This is a genomic window from Endozoicomonas sp. ONNA1 (assembly GCF_024606325.1).
Classification (GTDB): Bacteria; Pseudomonadota; Gammaproteobacteria; order Pseudomonadales; family Endozoicomonadaceae; genus Endozoicomonas_A.
Genome location: NZ_JAHHPN010000952.1, coordinates 1 through 18027 on the forward strand (window position 1 = coordinate 1; position 18027 = coordinate 18027).

The following is an 18027-nucleotide window of genomic DNA, read 5'->3' on the forward strand; positions in this document are numbered from 1 at the left end:
GTTATACTCGCTTTCCAAGGCAGTTTCAGGTGGGCTTCACATTTAGCTCGAGCAAGCTGGAAATCTATAGTTTGCAGCTAATAGAAATCATGCTGAAATGCACAGGGGGTTATGAATTGGTATCGTTCAGATTAAACGAACACCACAATAGCCAAACACTGGTATTTAATGTCCGGATGCCCAGTGCAGTGGATGACAACCAGCTAAGAACCTGGCTCGAAAGTCGTAATCATCAATGGGCTGACCTTTTTCAAATAGAGGTCTCGTCCATCAGCGTGCCGCCCCATACAATTGAATGCGAAACCAGATTTTAGAATTTAGATTAACTCTATAAAGAACCTCAGGCCATTTGCTTGCCTATCTCCATTATCAATAAAAGTGGCCTGCCAGGAGAGAAAGATTAAGCTACCCCTTCAAGAGATCCTGAAAAGCGTCCGTAAAGTAAAATCAAAGCCGACCTGAATTGTCTCGATATTTTTTTCGGTATGAAAGTCTAAAAAAAAGCCTTATTTTTGGGTATCCCTATTATTTATTTGATTCTTTAGAAGCAATGGCCGATCAAGCGTTCTCATAGTCGGAAATATTCTAAATAAAACGCACCTTTTTCCAGCAGATTAACTATTTTAAAGCTTCTGATTAACAGGTGTGATTATGAAAAAACTTTTTAGTATCGAAATATTATGGACCTTTATCATTTCAACGTGGCTCCTGCTGGCTCCGATGGTTTCAGCAGCCGACCATTACGTTCTTAATTTTGAATCGCCCCAGACAACCGTCAAACTCTACCTATCCATAGACCCTGATACCGAAGTAGATGAAGCATCGGGAACGCAAGAAGATCAGGAGCCATCTTCCGGGTTGCTGTCCAGTGATAATGCTAAAACCCGGAAACCTAAAACAATTGGCGGGTTACCCATTTCCGAGACCAAACCTTCCGCTCAGAGACAAACCCTTGGATTGACACCCGCTGCCGATGAAAATCAAGAATGTGGAGCCGTCGGGGGCTTGCCAGTCTCTCGGGCAATTGAAGTCGTTTCTTCGTCAGCTACAGCGCCCTCCCGTGCTTCTGATCGACCCTTAACCTCTCAACCCGCTGCTGTTTCGAAACATTCTGTCTACAAACTGCCAACCGGGACTGCCACAGTTACTGCTTTCCTGGAAAGAATAGAGAGTGCTGCAAGTGTTCCGGTCATTCATATTCCATCAAATCAGCTGCAGACGCTTGTCCGCTTATTCGCCAGTCTGGTTGCTATGGAAGCTGACGAAATGTATGCCTGCCAGCCATATCCTCGATGTGGCATTTTTGTAAGTGACCCGGAAGCGCTAGAGCACAACTGTCTGATGCAGTGCTCATGTGGTGGTAACCAGGTATGTGACTCCGTAGTAAATCCGTCGTGGTCCCGTGGAAAGTATGCGGTTCTGGGTGCTCTGTGTATAACAGGAATAAGTTCCGGTGCCGGGTTTGGTGCAGGAATGACTAAATTTGGAGCCGGATGCCTGACCTCTGGACTTTTCGGCTCGGCTCTTGCTGCCTTATTTTTCAGCCACACTCGCTTTACAAACCAGTTTCAGGTGAGTTTCACCTTTGACTCGGACTCAAGCATATTGGACATCGACAGATTGCAGCAGATAAGGCTCATGCTGCAATACACAGGAGGGTATGATCTGGTGTCGTACAGTCTGGGGGAAACCAGCCAGACGGTGAGCTTTAACATCTGGACGTCGAAAGCAGTGAATGCCGACCAGCTAAAAACCTGGTTCGATAATCGAAATCAGCAATGGTCTGGCCCATACCAAATAGAAATCTGTCCCATCAGCAGGCAGACCTCTTTCGAGCCTTCGGATACAGACACTCGCGAGACCAAACTATAGGAAGCCGTTAACGATCTTATTGAAAAGACCACCAGCGACTTCTTAGAATTCAGATTAACTTTACCCGGGGCGGCAAACCGATTGCTTCCCCATCTCAGCGGTCCGGTATAGATGAAGATGGTCTAAAGTCTAAAGTCTAAAGTCTAAAGTCTAAAGTCTAAAGTCTAAAGTCTAAAGGAATGATTTTAATTTTCAGCTGTCCTTTTATTTTCTCTGCAACGTCCATGACTCATGCGGAATGGCTGACTAAGCGTTGTTATATTCAGAGTCCTTCTCAATAAAAAGCATCTTTTTACAATGGATTAACCACTTTAGAGCTTCTGATTAAAATTACAAAAGTAACCCTTCGGGATATTATCCGATGATGGTGCTGAAAGCCGGGAGTTTAAAACGGTTGAGGGTTGCCAATTACTATGTCACCCCTTCTACCCAAGATCAGCCCCTTGAATTAACATCGACTGGTAATGATGACTTTAGAGCCTGCTGAGCAGAACTGTCCCGATGTTCCTGCCCGGTAAAAAGTCTAACAAGACCTGCGACTGTACTTTGATGGATAATTCTATTGCCTCTCAGACCCGGATCATGGCTGGACTAAGGTGCATCTATCTGTACAATAGAGCGACCCTTCCCTAATGGGCCTGATGGATTTGAGACAATTTGAAAGCTTAAGTCCAACAGACGCCGGAAACCAGAATTGCTATCAGGGTCTGTATTTATGATCAACGCTTATCACCGTGATACCGAGCAGTACTGCATCACCCGCATACAGACCGATATGGTGCTTCCTGAAAATACCCTCTGGCTAGACCTTGTTGAATTGGAAGACAGTGAAGATGAGTGGCTGAAACAGGAGTGTCCGGGATTTATAGAAGACGAAGATGCACTGTACGAAATTGAAGCCTCTTCTCGATTTTTTGAAAGTGAGACAGGTTTTCATATTCGTTCTATTTTCCCCCATCAGGCGGGTCAGGAGTTTCGCAGCATCAACGTTGCTTTCAACCTTCGTGACGACCAGCTGGTTACACTTCAGGATGAACCTACTGCCCTTTTCCGATTAATGAGGAACTATCTGAAACTTCAACACATCAAGGCACGAACACCGATCGATATCTTGATCGCTTTGTTTGATACTAAAGTTCAGTTTCTGGCTGACACTCTGGAAGAAGTTTACGAGAATCTCGAAGCCACCAGTCAGCATGCTCTTTCTGATGATGACACTGACGTCGATGACCTGTTGAAAAATATTACCCTGCAGGAAGATATAAACGGCAAAGTTCGTCTTAATCTGCTGGACAGCCAGCGCTGCCTTGGATACATCCTGAAAAACTGCCGTCACAAGCTGGATGACGGACAGGTCGACCAGGTACGAGACATTCTGCGTGATATTGACTCCCTGACACCCCACACGGGCTTTCTCTTTGACAAGATCAACTTCCTGATGGATGCCACCATGGGTTTCATCAACCTGGAGCAGAACAATATCATTAAGATATTCTCCGTAGCAGCCGTTATGTTCCTGCCACCTACCCTTATTGCCAGTATCTATGGTATGAACTTCAAAGTAATGCCGGAGCTCAATGCCAGCTGGGGATACCCTCTAGCCCTGATTTTGATGTTAGCGAGTGCCCTTGGCACCTATGTGTTCTTTAAACGAAAAGGCTGGTTATAGAAGCTCTGTCAAGCTGTAGCCTGTCAGATGGCAGGCTTTACTCTTATTTCTGAAATGTCAGTCTAACGGCAAAGGATTGTTCATCTTTCCCAAAACTGATGCTGGCGTTATGCCTTTCAGCGACCACTTTAACCAGCGACAAACCCAATCCGTGACCGGGTGTTGTCCGACTCTGATCAAGCCGATAAAGCCTCTGGAATACCTTTTCATATTCTGATTCCGGAATACCTGCCCCCTGGTCAATCACTGATACCGAATTCTGATCAACACGAATTTTGATCTCACTCCCTTCATGGGAGTACTTGATGGCATTCTCAACCAGATTAAAAAGAATTCTGAATAGCAACTGGTGATTCCCCTGAACAACCAGATTCTGCTGCACTTCAAGCATTAAAGACTGCTCACTGGCTTCTGCCAGAGGCTCAGCCAGCTCAACAACCTCCGCGCCTATTTCGGTCAGGTCACAAGGGACAAATTCAAGATGTCCATGCCTATATTCCAGTTTGCTGAGCTCAAGCATGGCATTGAAGGTATGCAGAATGGTATCAAGCTCAGCCTGGGCCTCAAGAATATCCTCAACACCAGCACCGCCATTTAAATGGTATCCATCCAACTTGATCCTCAGTCGGGATAGCGGTGTTCTGAGATCATGAGCAATACTGCTGGTTACCGTTGCTATAGCTTCTACTGAGTCTTCAATCTGCTCAAGCATTTGATTGATATGGCCCGCCAGCTCATCAAACTCATCACCTTTTTCAGTGACTGGAACCCTGGCTGCTAACTGACCTTCACTGACTGTTGCAGTCACCTGATTGATTCCACGAAGCCGTGCCAGTACTTTTTTTGAAAATAGAAATCCGGTCAATAGCCCCACCAGCAAAACCAGTACCATTGCAATATAAAAGGCCAGCGTGAAACGAGAGGCAAACAGGTTAAAGTCTGAAGAGTTGTAGGCCAGTACCAGAGGCCCCCAGCGACTGTTGATACGACTCCCCCTCACCCTCTGAAAGCGACCGTCTCCCAACACCGAATCTCCCAGTATCCAGAAACTGCCCATGGCCGGGGACAGCGGGACGGTTTCAGGCAGATAATTCAGATTACCCTGGTAGCCTTCGGCGCTTTTATACACCACCAGTGCTTGCCGGCTTTTCTCTGCCAGCTGACGAACGGCCAGACTGAACTCACTTTCTGACTGGCTTTTGGCCAAGGATGCCAGAGAATTGAGCTGTTCCAGAACAAACTGATCTTGCCGTTTCTGGTAGAACCCCAGACTATAGTCCTTCACCAACCAAAGCGCTGATCCGCACAGTATCAGGACAATAGCCGTATGCAGTAAGGTGTAACGTAGCAGTGAGGATCTTTGTAACCGACCCAGAGGGTTAAGCCGGCTCACGGAGAACATAACCCGCTCCTCTCACGGTCTGAATCAGGGCTACCCCTCCGGCAGAATCCAGCTTTTTCCTCAATTTAGCGACATGCACATCAATAATGTTGCTGCCCGGATCAAAGTGATAATCCCACACGGATTCAAACAGCATGGTTCTGGAGATCACCTGACCTTTATGCTCAAGAAGAAAGCGCAGAAGTTGGAACTCTCTCGGCTGAAGATTGACTTCCATCTGGTTTTTGATTACACGCCTGGACAATAAATCCACTTCAAGATCAGAGATAGCCAGAGTATTTTCAGCTTCTTTGAAATGCCCCCTGCGTGTCAGGATTTCTGCCCTTACCAGGAGTTCACCAAAAGAGAAAGGTTTGCAAAGGTAATCATCTCCCCCCTGCTTCAAACCTTTAATGCGTTCATCAACACCATCGAGAGCACTGAGGATGATAACCGGTGTCTGGTTTTCAGCGGCTCGCAGTGCCGCCAGCACTTTAAGCCCTTCCATCTGGGGCAGCATCCGGTCCAGAACAATGATATCGTAGCGTTCACCCAACGCCATAAACAGACCATCCCGGCCATTGTCAACCAGATCCACGGTCCAGCCATGCTCCGTGAATCCCTTAGCAATGTATTCACGGGTTGTCTGGTCGTCCTCAACCACAAGCAACTTCATATCACCACACCTGCAAACAGTCTGTTCCGTCCATGACGGAAGGCATCAAAAGCTCAATCATTATCGGGTTACCGGAATCGGCTTGCCAGACTGTAAATCCACAATGACCTTGCGCACCCCCTTATCTGTCAACAACTCAATTTCAAAAAAAACAATGCCCTTCTCTTGTTCAAGCTCTGCCTCCAAAAGCTGTCCCGGAACAATCTTTTTCGCTTCATCAATGGCCTTCTTCAAGGTCATGCCACTGTTCATCAGCAGTTGGTACTTTTTACGCTTTAGCGCCTTGCTGGAGACACTGTCCTTGTCATCAAGCCAAATCTTGCCAGACTCGGCATCCATAATGACCTCCAGCTCAACGCTGTCTTCAGGATCAATAATCGTGAACTCATAAACCATTGAGCCATCTTCATCATCGATTCCAAATTCACTGAGGTGCCCGGGATAGCGGTCAGCAATTTGCATAATGGCCTGTTCCGGCTTGATTTTGGCATTTTCGATGGCCAGTTGCAGCACGACATCATCCTGGCCTGCCAGAACGGCGGTTGATACCATAAAAAGGCTCAGAATGGCCTCTTTTAGCAACCCCATGAGACTAACCTGTAAAAAAATGAGTGAATAATCGCGAAGGATAACCACCCTATAATGAAGACCCAATGAGCAGAAGATTAACAAAAGTTAATCTTCTGCTCATCTTGAATAAATTCCAGCCAAAGGGCAGATCAGACTACCACTTTCCGAAATTGCGTCCATACTGTTTGTTTAGTGCAAAAACCGTTCGTCTCCCGGGACTGGAGATGGACATCTGCTTCTGACCAGATAAACATTCAACAAAGGCAGAACCTGACGCATGAAGCACCGATTAAGCCTTCAGAATATTGTTGGTATGGGGTTCATGACCTTCGCCATGTTCCTTGGCGCGGGCAATCTCATATTTCCTCCATTAGCAGGTCAACTGGCTGGTACCCAGGTCTGGCTTGCAGCTGCCGGGTTTCTGATAACAGGTGTTCTTCTACCTCTACTGGCCGTAGTCATGATTTCCAGGGTTGGAGGAGGCTTTAATGAGATCACCCGTGAACTGCCGCGCAGCGCGATTGTCCTGATGGGTTGTTTTATCTACATCATTGTTGTCCCGATTTATGGTGTGCCAAGAACCGGCCTTGTTGCTTATGAAATGGGTGTCATCCCGTTTTTGGAAGAGCCTGATAGCATTTCCAGGCTGGCATACAGCATCATTTTCTTTGGAATTGCCTGGTACCTCAGCCTGTATCCGGGCAAATTACTTGAATCAGTTGGCAAGATCATTACACCAGCCCTTATTCTGTTACTGGTGGTTCTTGGCGTCTCCCCAATCATCTCCCCTATGGGAGAAGCCGGTGAACCCATGAACGGATATCTGGAGAATCCTTTCTTTCGAGGGTTTCTTGAAGGCTACATGACGATGGACGCCCTGGCTGCACTGTTGTTCGGCATTGTCATCATCACCAATCTGAAATCTCACGGCATTACTTCACCCGGCGCCCTGGTCAGATATTCTGTCATAACGGGCTGTATAGCGGCTTTCGGACTGGCGCTGGTCTACCTGTCTCTCTTCAATCTGGGTGCCCAGAGCCGCGAAGTCATCCCGCAACCGGAAAACGGCGGCCAGATTTTATCCGTTTATGTCCACAAGCTGTTTGGTATCTATGGCAATGTACTGCTTGCAACAGTCGTGACACTGGCCTGTCTAACTACCGCAATTGGTTTGATCACTGCTGCTTCGAAGTATTTCTGTGATCTCTCTGAAAAACTCAATTACAAGGCAATTGTCGCCACCATCAGTTTCTCCTGCATGATGTTTGCAAACCTTAACCTGAACCAGATGATCGAACTGTTTATCCCTGTCTTGCTCATACTTTACCCGGTCTCTATTGCCTTGATTCTTCTGGGGCTGATCAGGAGCCTCATGCCCAACCCTCAACTGGTATACAGGGCTACTCTCCTTGTCACCTTCTTACTCAGCCTGGTTGATGCCAGTAAGGGTTTAAGCCATCCTATTGCAAGACACCTGTTAACGCCTTTTCAGTCTCTGCCAGGGTACGACTTTAACTTAAGCTGGGTTGTGCCCTTTGCAGTGACTGTTGTGCTGTCCTGCCTGATTGGTAAACGCATTACGTTATCGTAACCTGTTCATTAGACCAACGTCTTGGCAAGTAACCAAACATCAAGTAAGCTGCTCGACTTGCGATAGACCATCGCGGCTACCATTCACTCATTTTATGTATAAATAAGTAGCTTACCCATGACCCGTTTTCCGGCATTACCCGCGGTTATCCTGATGATATCCGCTCTGACTGGCTGCCAGGTGCTGCAACAACCTGCTCAGACTAAGGACAGTCAAAAGACCTCTAAGACTGAAACCGCAGCAACCGATCCAGAACATAAAACAGAAGAAGAGCAAGGCAATAAACCTTCCAAGCCTCCTTTCCCGGATACCATTTCTGTCAAACAACAACTGGTTCAGACTCCTGCCCGTGTTGGGGGAAAACTGGTTCTGGGTTTTGCAGAGATAGGCACTCTCACAGAATACGGTCTGGAAATGAATGCCAAGATCGATACCGGTGCAGGACGCTCCTCGATTGATGCCAGAAACATTAAGAACTTTGAACGGGATGGCAAAAAGTGGGTTCGCTTTGATCTCCCCAGAACCAGCAAGGGCAATGTCTCTCTGGAACTGCCCGTCAAAGACACCATCCAGATCAAGGTTCCGGGTGAGGAAAAGTCCCAGACTCGTTATGTTGTCAACATGAACATCAAGGTCGGCGATATTACCCAGAACCTGGATGTCTCATTGAACGACAGAGCTCGTTTTGAATTCCCGCTGCTTATTGGTCGCGATTTTCTCAAGGATATGGCCATCGCCAATGTTGGCAAGAAATACATCGCAAACGAGAAAGTGCTCGATACAGTGACCGTCAAGGTTCCAGCTGACGACAAACTGAGAGTAAAGAAACAGATCGACAGGCCAGTGGATGTCAGTGGTCTTGCTTTGTTAGGCGAGCTTGAGCAGGTACATATCAAAGGATTCAAGAACGCATTCAAGGCACGTATTGATACAGGCGCAAAAACGTCTTCTATCAATGCCACAGATATTAAATATTTCACCAAGAATGGTGAAAAGTGGGTTCGCTTCAAGGTTGTCAATGATGGCAAAAGCCAGACCTTTGAGCGCAAGGTTCATCGTGAAGTTTCAATCAAACGACATGGCGGTCTGGCAAACCAGGACCGAGTCACTGTCTTTATTCCCATTACATTGGGACAGATCTCGAAGAATGTTGAATTTACTCTGACCAACCGCACCGGCTTCGAATACCCAATCCTTATTGGTGAAAGACTCCTGAGCAATACGGCTCTGGTTGATGTTGCCCGGCAAAATATTGCCGAAACAAAAAAGTGAGGTTTTGAATGAAAGGACGTTTTCAACTCAGTCTGGCGGTGGTCATTTTGATCACAGCAGGTCTGGGCCTGACTTTATACAAACACTTTGCCCTGGGGTTCCCCTTAACCCGGGGAGAAACCACCACCGTCTGGAGTGTTGAGGCTGAGATACAATTCAAGGCTGACGGTGGACCTGCCAAGGCATCCCTGACCCTGCCCGATCAGCAATCCGGTTTTCGTATTCTAAATGAGTCTTTTGCTTCTCCGGGCTATGGCATTAACCAATATGATGAGGAAGGGCAACGTCGCGCAGAGTGGAGCATCCGCAAGGCCAGCGGTAAACAGAGCCTGTTTTACAAGGTGAGCCTGCATCCGGACCGACAGCTGGTGGAACCTTTGGCTCCTCCTGTTGAAGAGGACGACGACACACTAAAAGCTAAACCTTCACTGCCAGAACCCTACCAGACCGCCGCAGACTCATTACTGGAACAGGTGAAAGAACGATCCGCTGATAGTCGAAGTTTTACAGGCACGCTGATCAAGGAATTTATAGCCCAACAGCCCAGCCAGAATACCAACATGCTCTTGAGCATGATTGATAGCCGTGCTGAACTCACCAATCTGCTGATCGAGATGCTCTCCATGGCCGATATTCCGGCCCGGGTTGTTCGAGGCCTTTACCTTGAAGACGGCAGGCGTCGTCAGCCCATAGTAGAGATGCTGGAAGTCTATACCAATGACGGTTGGGTACTCTTTGATCCTGAAACCGGTGTATCCGGCAACCCGGAAAACTTCTTCCTCTGGCAACGCGGTGGCAAATCCTTGCTGGATGTCATGGGTGGGACAGCGTCCCGGGTCTCCTTTTCTATGATTTCCCAGAACGAGCCCACAAGGGATCTGGCCATTGAAACTTCTCGAGCTGACAATGCAGCCCTGGTCGATTTCTCTATCTACGCCCTGCCCCTGGAAGTTCAAAATGCCTTCAAGAGTATTCTGCTGATTCCCATTGGTACTCTGGTCGTACTGATTATGCGCATCCTGGTCGGCCTGAGAACCTCAGGAACCTTTATGCCCGTCCTGATCTCCGTGGCCTTCCTGGAAACCCAGTTACTACCAGGTCTGATTATCTTTGTCACCATTGTTTCCATCGGCCTCTGGATACGCTCGATATTGAGTCAGCTCAATATGCTCCTTGTCGCGCGATTGGCGGCGGTCATCATCGTCGTTATAGGCATAATGGGAGTTATGAGTGTACTCAGCTGGAAGATGGGGATTACCCAAGCTCTGACCGTCACCTTCTTCCCGATGATTATTCTGGCATGGACCATTGAGAGGATGTCTATCCTCTGGGAAGAAGAAGGCCCGAAAGACGTTCTGATTGAAGGCTCTGGCAGCCTGCTGGTGGCCACTATGAGTTACCTGCTGATGTCCAATCCACTGGTTGAACACCTGACCTATAACTTCCCGGAGCTATTGCTGACCGTACTGGGTCTGACTCTGATGTTAGGCCAATACACCGGCTACCGTCTATTGGAACTTCGTCGCTTCAAGCCTCTGGTTGGAGGTTAACCCATGGAGTTCATCAAACGGTTTTTCCGCAGTTTTGCCAGCCCTTCCAGCCTCCACGAGGCTGGAATTCTCAGCATGAACATGCGCAACCTGGATTATGTTATTAAATACAATCCCCGCAAACTGCTCCCCCAGGTGGACGATAAACTCACCACCAAAAGGATGGCAGAAAAAGCCAATGTAGACGTCCCCAAACTGCTGGGTATTGTGGAATACCAGCACGATATTAAAAATCTGAGCATCCTGCTTGAAGAACACAACAGTTTCGTGATCAAGCCAGCCCAGGGCAGTGGCGGCAAGGGCATCCTGGTCATCGTGGGTCGCGATGGTGCGAGGTATGTAAAAGCCAGTGGCGACACCCTGGAATTTGAAGACATCAACCGCCATGTTTCCAATATTCTGGGAGGCCTTTACAGCCTTGGTGGTAAAAGTGATGTAGCCATGATTGAGAGCCTGATTGTGGCAGATCCGGTATTCAATGACTACAGCTTTGAAGGCGTACCGGACATCCGTATGATTGTTTTCCGGGGCTTTCCCGTCATGGGTATGTTGCGTCTGGCCACCCGGGCTTCCGATGGCAAGGCCAACCTGCACCAGGGAGCCGTTGGAGTGGGTCTGGACATAGCTTCCGGCAAAAGCTTGAGAGCCGTTCAGTTTGATCTGCCGATTAATCAGCATCCTGACACGGGTCACAGCTTTGAAAAACTGGAAGTACCTCACTGGGACAAACTGCTCAAGCTGACTTCAGCCTGTTATGACATGACTGGATTGGGATATCTGGGCGTGGACATTGTTCTGGATGAAAGGGATGGTCCACTGATCCTTGAACTCAATGCCCGTCCCGGTCTGGCCATCCAGATCGCCAATGACCGTGGCATCCAGCCCCGCCTGGAGCTGATAGAGTCTCTGCCCAACTGGAATATGCCTATTAAAGAGAAAGTCGCATTCTCTAAAGAGCACTTTGCCATGTAATCTCCACTACATCAGGGCTCAGCGCCCTGATGTACGCTTCTCAAACCATTCATCAAAAACATCACTGATAAGTTAACTGAGTGATGAGACCGCCTTCCCTCCTTGGCCTGAAGACCTTGTCTGTGTCACAATCGTTTAAAGAGTGAATGGATTTAAGAATCAACCCTAATAAAAATGAAAAGCTGTCACTTCGTCATGGAGGACTGCCTGAATTGCAGGTTCTAATGATCTACTCATTCTGTTCGCAAAGAACAGTCATCTCCATCAGGACTTTACTGGTCATTCTGCTGACCTTTGTTGTCAGTCAGACTGCCCGGGCGACTGCTGTTGCAGAATCTTCAGAGGCTGGACCGGTTAAACTGGCCGGCTTCCTGACCCCGGTTTCAGCACCGAAAGCAATTCTGACTGGTAAACACCCCGAAACCAGTGATCGCTGGTACAAGCTCCGCCTGAACCTGAACCACTCTCTTAATTCTGACTGGTTGCTGGTATTCAGAAGAACCCCTCACAAAAAACTCGATGTGTTCACACCTTCCGAAAAAGGTTATCGAATGACTTCATTGGGCATTAGCGGTCATAACCGCAATTCAGACCCCAGAGTTCTGAAACTTATTCTGCCTGATAACAAGATTCACGATATTTATTTACGGGTGGACAACGCAGAGCCTAACAGATTGAATCCCAGCCTCTGGCCACAGTCACTCTATATGCTGGATGAGTACAAGAACCAAGCCTTTTCAGCTTCATTACTGGCACTGCTTCTGCTTTTTCTCATCGTTACAGCGGCCGCGATGATCTACACCCGACACCCATCATACCTGTTGCTTGCTGCACATCTGCTGGCTACCACTTCACTGGTTGTATTATACCAAGGCAACATTTTCTGGATAATCAAAGGAGTCGGGAATCCCGGATTCTGGGTACTGACCGTGGCAGTCATCAGCCTTGCTTCGGCTCTGGGCTGCTACAAAAATCTTGGCTTGCTGGCGCTCTTCACTCCCAAGGCAGACAGACTGATACTCTGGCTTTGCTGCCTGTCGGTCGGATTCACTCTCAGCTTCTTCGTCACACAACAAATCTTGTTACTCAATGGGGCATTTTTATTGATCGCTCTGGCCGCAGTCCTCCTCACTGCCAGCCTGCTGACCATTTTTTCTCAGGGTGTAAGACCTGCCAAACTGGCTTTACCGGTCACGACCACACTGTTCCTTGCCTTATTCAGCAGCTGGGTCTCAAAGGACTGGCCCAGAGTCATACCCAGTCAGGCAGAACTGGCATTAATTGCTCTGCAATCCATGCTGATTACCGGCCTTTACTGGGTTAACCGCAAACATAAGAATCGTCAGGCTATCTCAATCAACCTGGTCAACAACTACACCGATAAGCGACAAGTCTTTGATCTCGCCCTGCGGAAACACCTTCAGCCCGCCAACAATGCCCTCGCGGATGAAAGGGCCATTCGAAAACGCATCCTGGCAACTCTGGATGCGGTAATGCCCGGAACACCCTCTATGATATTGGTTAAAAATAAAGATCAATGGGGTGTTAGCAGCCATTACCCCAAAGCCGCCCGGATTCTAAAAAGCAGTATTGAGACTATTGAAGATGAGCTAACGGATATCATTGGCTCAGAGCAAGAGCACCATATCCGGCTTGAAGATCGTAACGGCGTTAAATACTGGATATTTTTGCTTCACACCGAAGAAAACCACCATACTCTACTGGTAGTCTCACCGGGAAGCCAGCCCGGGAAATCCTTGAAATGGCAGCAGATAACCAACATCAGCACCCATGCCCGAACCCTGTTTCAGGCCAATCAGCAGGCTCGCTTCTGGAAACTGCAAGCCAGTCTTGATCCACTGACGGGTATTCTGAATCGCAGAGCTTTTACCAATGAGGCCTCAGAGCTGCTTCACCACCCTGCTCGCAAAAATTCTCAGTCCTGCCTGATTTTCATAGATATCGATGACTTCAAGCAGATCAATGACCGTTTCGGCCACCCAGCGGGCGACAGGGTTCTCTCTGACATGGCCAGTCGACTACGAAAAGAGCTTCGTCAACAGGACCTGATTGCCCGCTACGGCGGTGAGGAATTTGTCGTTCTCCTGCCCTACACAGACGCAGTCTGGGGCGTTCAGATCGCTGAGCGACTCAGAAACTCAGCATTACTTTATGAAGGTGGCCCTATTCCACTGAGCATCAGCCTGGGGATTGCTGCCACCGGTCCGCAGACCAACACTCTCGATAAAATACTGAAAGAAGCAGACGACGCCTTGTATCAGGCCAAGCACTTGGGCAAGAACAGAGTCTGTCGGGCATCTTCCTGTGCAGATATGCGGCTATCGGCTCATGAACCAGAGAAAGGTTAACAGCTCGCGAGATAAGAGATTACAAAACGCTTATCCTAAGACGTAAATCTACATATACTGAACCATCATACTGAGACTTTAGAATTAAGAAGTGCTCCCCTGCCAAAAAAAGCGAAATATACGACAATGACCGCCCCTTTCAGTCGCTGGCGACAGCAACGGAATGATGACGAACTCCAGCTTGAAGAACGCGATTTGAACTGGCTGGAGAAAGTGGCACGCGCTCCTCATCAGGAGCCCTGGAGTGTCACTGTAATGCAGTACGCCTGGACTGCAGGTCCGGTCACACTTCTGGCCGCCTTTGCAGGCTACTATATTGCCTACGGCACCATGATGCCGTTGGACAGAACCCTTTATTTCGTTGGCTATTCCATTGTTGCCATTGGTCTGGGTCTGTTCACCAAGCTGATTTACGACGTTACCCACGGCCGACGGATCAATCAAGACAAAAACAACCTGCTCAGCATCATCGACCGAATTCCCGAAGTCATTTATGTAGTGCGCGACCTGGCCCAACGTAATATGGCCAAAGATGCACGTCGCATCCACTCTGCCGGTATTCTTTTGCAAAAGTTCGATCTTGGCCCGGAATGGATATCAGCAGCCATTGAAGATATTACGGGTGACCCTGATCTGGCCCGCAAGGCTGAACAGATTGAAATATTCCGCAGGGCCGGCCTTTATCATAGAATGCGTGACATTGTCCACGAAGTCTCCGAAGACACGGAGCGTTATCATAACGAACTCAAAGAACTTCACCCGCGCATAGCCCAGGCGCTCAAAAACAGATTAAGCGGTATCGTGGCCAGACCCCATGAAGGACAAACCAGGGAGCCTCTGTTCATTGAGCGGATTCTCACTGCCAGTGAGCGGGACAATGAAGAAATAATGACCCTTCACGATGTCGAGGAAATACTCATATTATGCTTCGAGCTGATTTGCGGGCGCAAAATTTCCTGGCTTAAAATTGAGTATACCGGTCGCTGGGACCTGGCCAAGGCTCTGGACAAGCTCGAGGAAGAACGCAATGGTTTCCGGATCAGCCGGGCCAGGGTTTACTCCCGCCTCAAGGCCCTGGCGACCTGGCTCCATAATGTTGATATCCAGAATGGCATTATTACCGATCACGGCCTGAGCCCCCCGAAGTTAGTGGCTGCGGTCAGGGAGTCACTCGACAATCTCAGTTTGCAGGTTCTTCAGGCCGGAGAACTGACCCATAAAACCGGCAAACACGTTATAGCCCTTAACATAAAACGCAAGCAACTCGATAAAGCCATTCAACTCTACAATGAAGCTCATCGTGCCTACCTGAAGCAGGGAAGGGACAGTGAGAAACTCAAACGCGCCCTGAAGTACTGGCAAAAACTCTCCACACTTTATCAGCAAAACCCTAAAGAAAACTTAAAACGAAGCCTGACTATTTCAGAGCAGAGTATCGAACTAGACGATGATACCAGAATGGAGGTCGTGAACCGTCTGGAAGCGTTTTCAAAGGAATCCCGCATAAGGCAAGATAGCTATCGCCCCGCCCTGTCGTCTGCCCGGAGATATTTGACAGAAACACGTGCCAGGGAGGTGGCTATCGAGGTGGCAACTATTCTTGACCCTTACATACATCTTCATGACCCACAAATTCAGAGAGCTATTGAGAGCTCCAATGCTTCCAGCCTGGCTTTTCTTGAGCCGGGTATGAGCGCCAGGACAAAGGCAGCGCTGGGAGAAGCTCTGGCCGCAGATGTTGACAAAAACCTCTCAGCCAGTGCCGAGAAGCTGGCCCAGAACCTGATTCGGTATTATCGTGTTCCCCTGAGTGAGAGAACCATTAACTTTCTGGTAAAAACCTATCAGGCCGATTTACAACGATTGCAATTTATTGCCCAGTTCGAAACTCCAATGAGCGCTAGCCATTCGCTGGATAATATTTCGCCTATCGAAGTCCCTCCTGCCAACAGCAATTGGCAAATCCACCTGTATAACGCCAATAAAATCATTAGCAAATACAGCTCTGCCAGAGTTCATCGCTGACACATCACTTGTCCGGCCGGACAGTGATCACACGGGTGAATATTTCCCATAAACTGATCAGAAATACTGATGAATAGTTATTACAGATATCAGCATCGCTTATAACCCAAAAGCCGGCTTATAACCAGAATGTTTCGTTTTCACACAGTCTTTTACTCTTTATTTTTACAAATCAAGCATTTATCCCCCTAAAAAACACCTTAAAAATAAGGTATTTAAAACATTTTTGATAAAGATCAAACTTTGCCTCTTACCGTGGTTCATCTATGTAACAAATGCGAGTAACATGTGCGCATGTCTGATTAACCAGCCATAGATTGATCCAGACCTGTCTAAGACTCGTATAAGCATGCACCGCTGCGTGGGCTATAAACATGCATTTAACATGTATCTATTATGCTGAATGCGCGGTAACTGCATCACAAAGGACCTCTGTGGCAGCACACATTTTCTGATTTCTGTTAGGGATCTGATTTAACACTGTCATTAACGAGGAGCACCATGATTACAGACGAAATCATTGACCTATCGCGATTCCAGTTCGCGATGACAGCACTCTATCACTTCCTCTTTGTTCCGCTGACCCTGGGCATGACCTTTATTCTGGCGATTATGGAGTCGGTCTATGTTATGACCGGCAAACAGGTCTACCGGGATATGACCAAATTCTGGGGTAAATTATTTGGTATTAACTTTGCCCTTGGTGTCGCTACTGGCCTCACCATGGAATTCCAGTTCGGAACCAACTGGTCATACTACTCTCATTATGTCGGTGACATTTTTGGTGCTCCACTGGCCATTGAAGCCCTGATGGCCTTCTTTCTGGAATCAACATTTGTCGGCATGTTCTTCTTCGGCTGGGACCGACTCAGTAAGGTGCAGCATCTGGCCTGCACCTGGTTAATGGCAATAGGTACTAACCTTTCGGCCATGTGGATTCTCATTGCTAATGCCTGGATGCAGAACCCGGTAGGCGCAGAGTTCAATTATGAAACCATGCGCATGGAAATGACCAACTTCGCAGACCTGATTCTAAATCCTGTGGCTCAGGTAAAATTCATTCATACCGTTTCTGCCGGATATACAACAGGTGCCATCTTTGTACTGTCGATCAGTGCCTGGTATATGCTGAAAGGCCGCGATATTGGTTTTGCCCGTCGTTCATTTGCTGTAGCCGCAGGCTTTGGCTTGGCATCCATCCTGTCTACGCTTTTGCTGGGCGACGAATCCGGTTATGAACTGGGTGACGTGCAGCAAGTCAAGCTGGCAGCGATCGAAGCCGAGTGGGATACCGAACCGGCGCCAGCCGCCTTTACTGTATTCGGCTTACCCAATCAGGAAGAACAGAGAACGGATTATGCGATCAAAATCCCCTACGTCATGGGCATTATCGCTACCCGCTCAACAGACACTGAAGTACTGGGTATCAAAGACCTGGTTGACGACAAGATTCAGAGAATCAATAACGGTATCAAAGCCTACGAACTCCTTGAAAAGCTGAAAAACGGTGAAGACACACCTGAAAACCGTCGAGAGTTTGATAAAGTCGTTGATGATCTGGGCTATGGTCTGCTGCTCAGTCGCTATACCGATGACATTCCAAACGCCACTCCACAGATGGTTCGGCAGGCTGCAGAAGAGGCTATACCGACTGTATGGCCGCTGTTCTTCTCCTTCAGAATCATGGTGGGTCTCGGTGTTCTGATGCTATTGCTGCTAATAACCGCTTTCTACAAAACAGCCCGCAGAACTGAGTACAATAGTCCAACATTCCTCAAACTCTGTTTCTACGCTTTGCCACTGCCATTCATTGCCAGTGAAATGGGCTGGTTCGTCGCTGAGTTTGGCCGTCAACCCTGGTCGATTTCAGGCATTCTACCCACTTACCTGTCTGCTTCCAGCCGAACAGAAATGGATCTGTGGCTCAGTATCATCGGTTTTACTGCGCTCTACAGCATCTGCATCATTATCGAAATTTACCTAATCGTTAAATATGCCCGCAAAGGTCCTAGCAGCCTGCACACCGGCCGCTATCACTTTGAACGCAATCGCTCCGACGATATGGCTCAGGCATAAAAAG

The 18027-nt window shown here is 48.1% G+C and carries 13 protein-coding genes; 10 read left to right on the plus strand and 3 right to left on the minus strand.

Annotated elements, in window-relative coordinates:
- The 3 genes from KDK19_RS22805 to corA all read left to right on the plus strand — a co-directional run.
- Positions 1-314, plus strand: a 314-nt coding sequence (locus KDK19_RS22805) for a hypothetical protein (RefSeq protein WP_257293024.1), incomplete at its 5' end; no start/stop codon positions are given.
- Between the two features lie 337 nt (positions 315-651).
- The gene (locus KDK19_RS22810; protein ID WP_257293025.1) at positions 652-1872 is read left to right on the plus strand and encodes a hypothetical protein; all 1221 of its coding nucleotides are present in this window, start codon (positions 652-654) and stop codon (positions 1870-1872) included.
- 715 nt (positions 1873-2587) lie between these two features.
- Positions 2588-3541 carry a magnesium/cobalt transporter CorA gene (gene corA / locus KDK19_RS22815; protein ID WP_257279705.1) on the plus strand — a complete coding sequence of 318 codons (954 nt, stop codon included), beginning with the start codon at positions 2588-2590 and terminating at the stop codon, positions 3539-3541.
- A gap of 43 nt (positions 3542-3584) precedes the next feature.
- Here corA and KDK19_RS22820 read toward each other — a convergent pair whose 3' ends face one another.
- Genes KDK19_RS22820 through KDK19_RS22830 form a run of 3 tightly spaced genes read right to left on the minus strand, consistent with a single transcriptional unit; the run spans position 3585 to position 6186 of the window.
- Positions 3585-4943: an ATP-binding protein gene (locus KDK19_RS22820; protein WP_257279706.1), complete on the minus strand. Its 1359-nt coding sequence runs from the start codon at positions 4941-4943 to the stop codon at positions 3585-3587.
- The gene (locus KDK19_RS22825; RefSeq protein WP_257279707.1) at positions 4921-5598 is read right to left on the minus strand and encodes a response regulator transcription factor; all 678 of its coding nucleotides are present in this window, start codon (positions 5596-5598) and stop codon (positions 4921-4923) included. Before KDK19_RS22825 ends, KDK19_RS22820 begins: the two co-directional genes overlap by 23 nt.
- A 60-nt stretch (positions 5599-5658) precedes the next feature.
- Complete coding sequence (locus tag KDK19_RS22830) at positions 5659-6186, minus strand: PepSY domain-containing protein (RefSeq protein WP_257279708.1); 528 nt, start codon at positions 6184-6186, stop codon at positions 5659-5661.
- A gap of 259 nt (positions 6187-6445) precedes the next feature.
- Here KDK19_RS22830 and brnQ point away from each other — a divergent pair, with 259 nt between their 5' ends.
- The 7 genes from brnQ (at position 6446) to KDK19_RS22865 (ending at position 18023) form a co-directional block, all read left to right on the plus strand.
- A complete protein-coding gene (gene brnQ, locus KDK19_RS22835; protein ID WP_257279709.1) occupies positions 6446-7759 on the plus strand; it encodes a branched-chain amino acid transport system II carrier protein in 1314 nt (437 codons plus the stop codon).
- Between the two features lie 117 nt (positions 7760-7876).
- Positions 7877-9031 (plus strand): RimK/LysX family protein, encoded by a 1155-nt coding sequence (locus tag KDK19_RS22840; RefSeq protein ID WP_257279710.1) that lies wholly within the window; start codon positions 7877-7879, stop codon positions 9029-9031.
- A gap of 8 nt (positions 9032-9039) precedes the next feature.
- A complete protein-coding gene (locus tag KDK19_RS22845) occupies positions 9040-10581 on the plus strand; it encodes a UUP1 family membrane protein (RefSeq protein ID WP_257279711.1) in 1542 nt (513 codons plus the stop codon).
- A 3-nt stretch (positions 10582-10584) separates the two neighbouring features.
- Positions 10585-11553: an alpha-L-glutamate ligase-like protein gene (locus tag KDK19_RS22850; protein WP_257279712.1), complete on the plus strand. Its 969-nt coding sequence runs from the start codon at positions 10585-10587 to the stop codon at positions 11551-11553.
- Positions 11554-11699: 146 nt separating this feature from the next.
- Positions 11700-13922 (plus strand): diguanylate cyclase, encoded by a 2223-nt coding sequence (locus KDK19_RS22855; RefSeq protein ID WP_257293026.1) that lies wholly within the window; start codon positions 11700-11702, stop codon positions 13920-13922.
- Between the two features lie 126 nt (positions 13923-14048).
- Entirely contained in the window at positions 14049-15947 is a 1899-nt protein-coding gene (locus KDK19_RS22860) for a hypothetical protein (RefSeq protein ID WP_257293027.1), read from the plus strand.
- 501 nt (positions 15948-16448) lie between these two features.
- Positions 16449-18023, plus strand: a complete 1575-nt coding sequence (locus KDK19_RS22865) for a cytochrome ubiquinol oxidase subunit I (protein WP_257279715.1) — start codon at positions 16449-16451, stop codon at positions 18021-18023.
- Positions 18024-18027 lie beyond the last annotated feature (4 nt).

Excerpts from the sequence above, each read along its gene's own strand:
- corA (WP_257279705.1), top strand. The coding sequence starts at position 2,588 with ATGATCAACGCTTATCACCGTGATACCGAGCAGTACTGCATCACCCGC.
- KDK19_RS22810 (WP_257293025.1), top strand. The coding sequence starts at position 652 with ATGAAAAAACTTTTTAGTATCGAAATATTATGGACCTTTATCATTTCA.
- brnQ (WP_257279709.1), top strand. The coding sequence starts at position 6,446 with ATGAAGCACCGATTAAGCCTTCAGAATATTGTTGGTATGGGGTTCATG.
- KDK19_RS22850 (WP_257279712.1), top strand. The coding sequence starts at position 10,585 with ATGGAGTTCATCAAACGGTTTTTCCGCAGTTTTGCCAGCCCTTCCAGC.
- KDK19_RS22820 (WP_257279706.1), bottom strand. The coding sequence starts at position 4,943 with ATGTTCTCCGTGAGCCGGCTTAACCCTCTGGGTCGGTTACAAAGATCC.
- KDK19_RS22840 (WP_257279710.1), top strand. The coding sequence starts at position 7,877 with ATGACCCGTTTTCCGGCATTACCCGCGGTTATCCTGATGATATCCGCT.
- KDK19_RS22825 (WP_257279707.1), bottom strand. The coding sequence starts at position 5,598 with ATGAAGTTGCTTGTGGTTGAGGACGACCAGACAACCCGTGAATACATT.
- KDK19_RS22845 (WP_257279711.1), top strand. The coding sequence starts at position 9,040 with ATGAAAGGACGTTTTCAACTCAGTCTGGCGGTGGTCATTTTGATCACA.
- KDK19_RS22860 (WP_257293027.1), top strand. The coding sequence starts at position 14,049 with ATGACCGCCCCTTTCAGTCGCTGGCGACAGCAACGGAATGATGACGAA.
- KDK19_RS22865 (WP_257279715.1), top strand. The coding sequence starts at position 16,449 with ATGATTACAGACGAAATCATTGACCTATCGCGATTCCAGTTCGCGATG.
- KDK19_RS22830 (WP_257279708.1), bottom strand. The coding sequence starts at position 6,186 with ATGGGGTTGCTAAAAGAGGCCATTCTGAGCCTTTTTATGGTATCAACC.
- KDK19_RS22855 (WP_257293026.1), top strand. The coding sequence starts at position 11,700 with ATGGATTTAAGAATCAACCCTAATAAAAATGAAAAGCTGTCACTTCGT.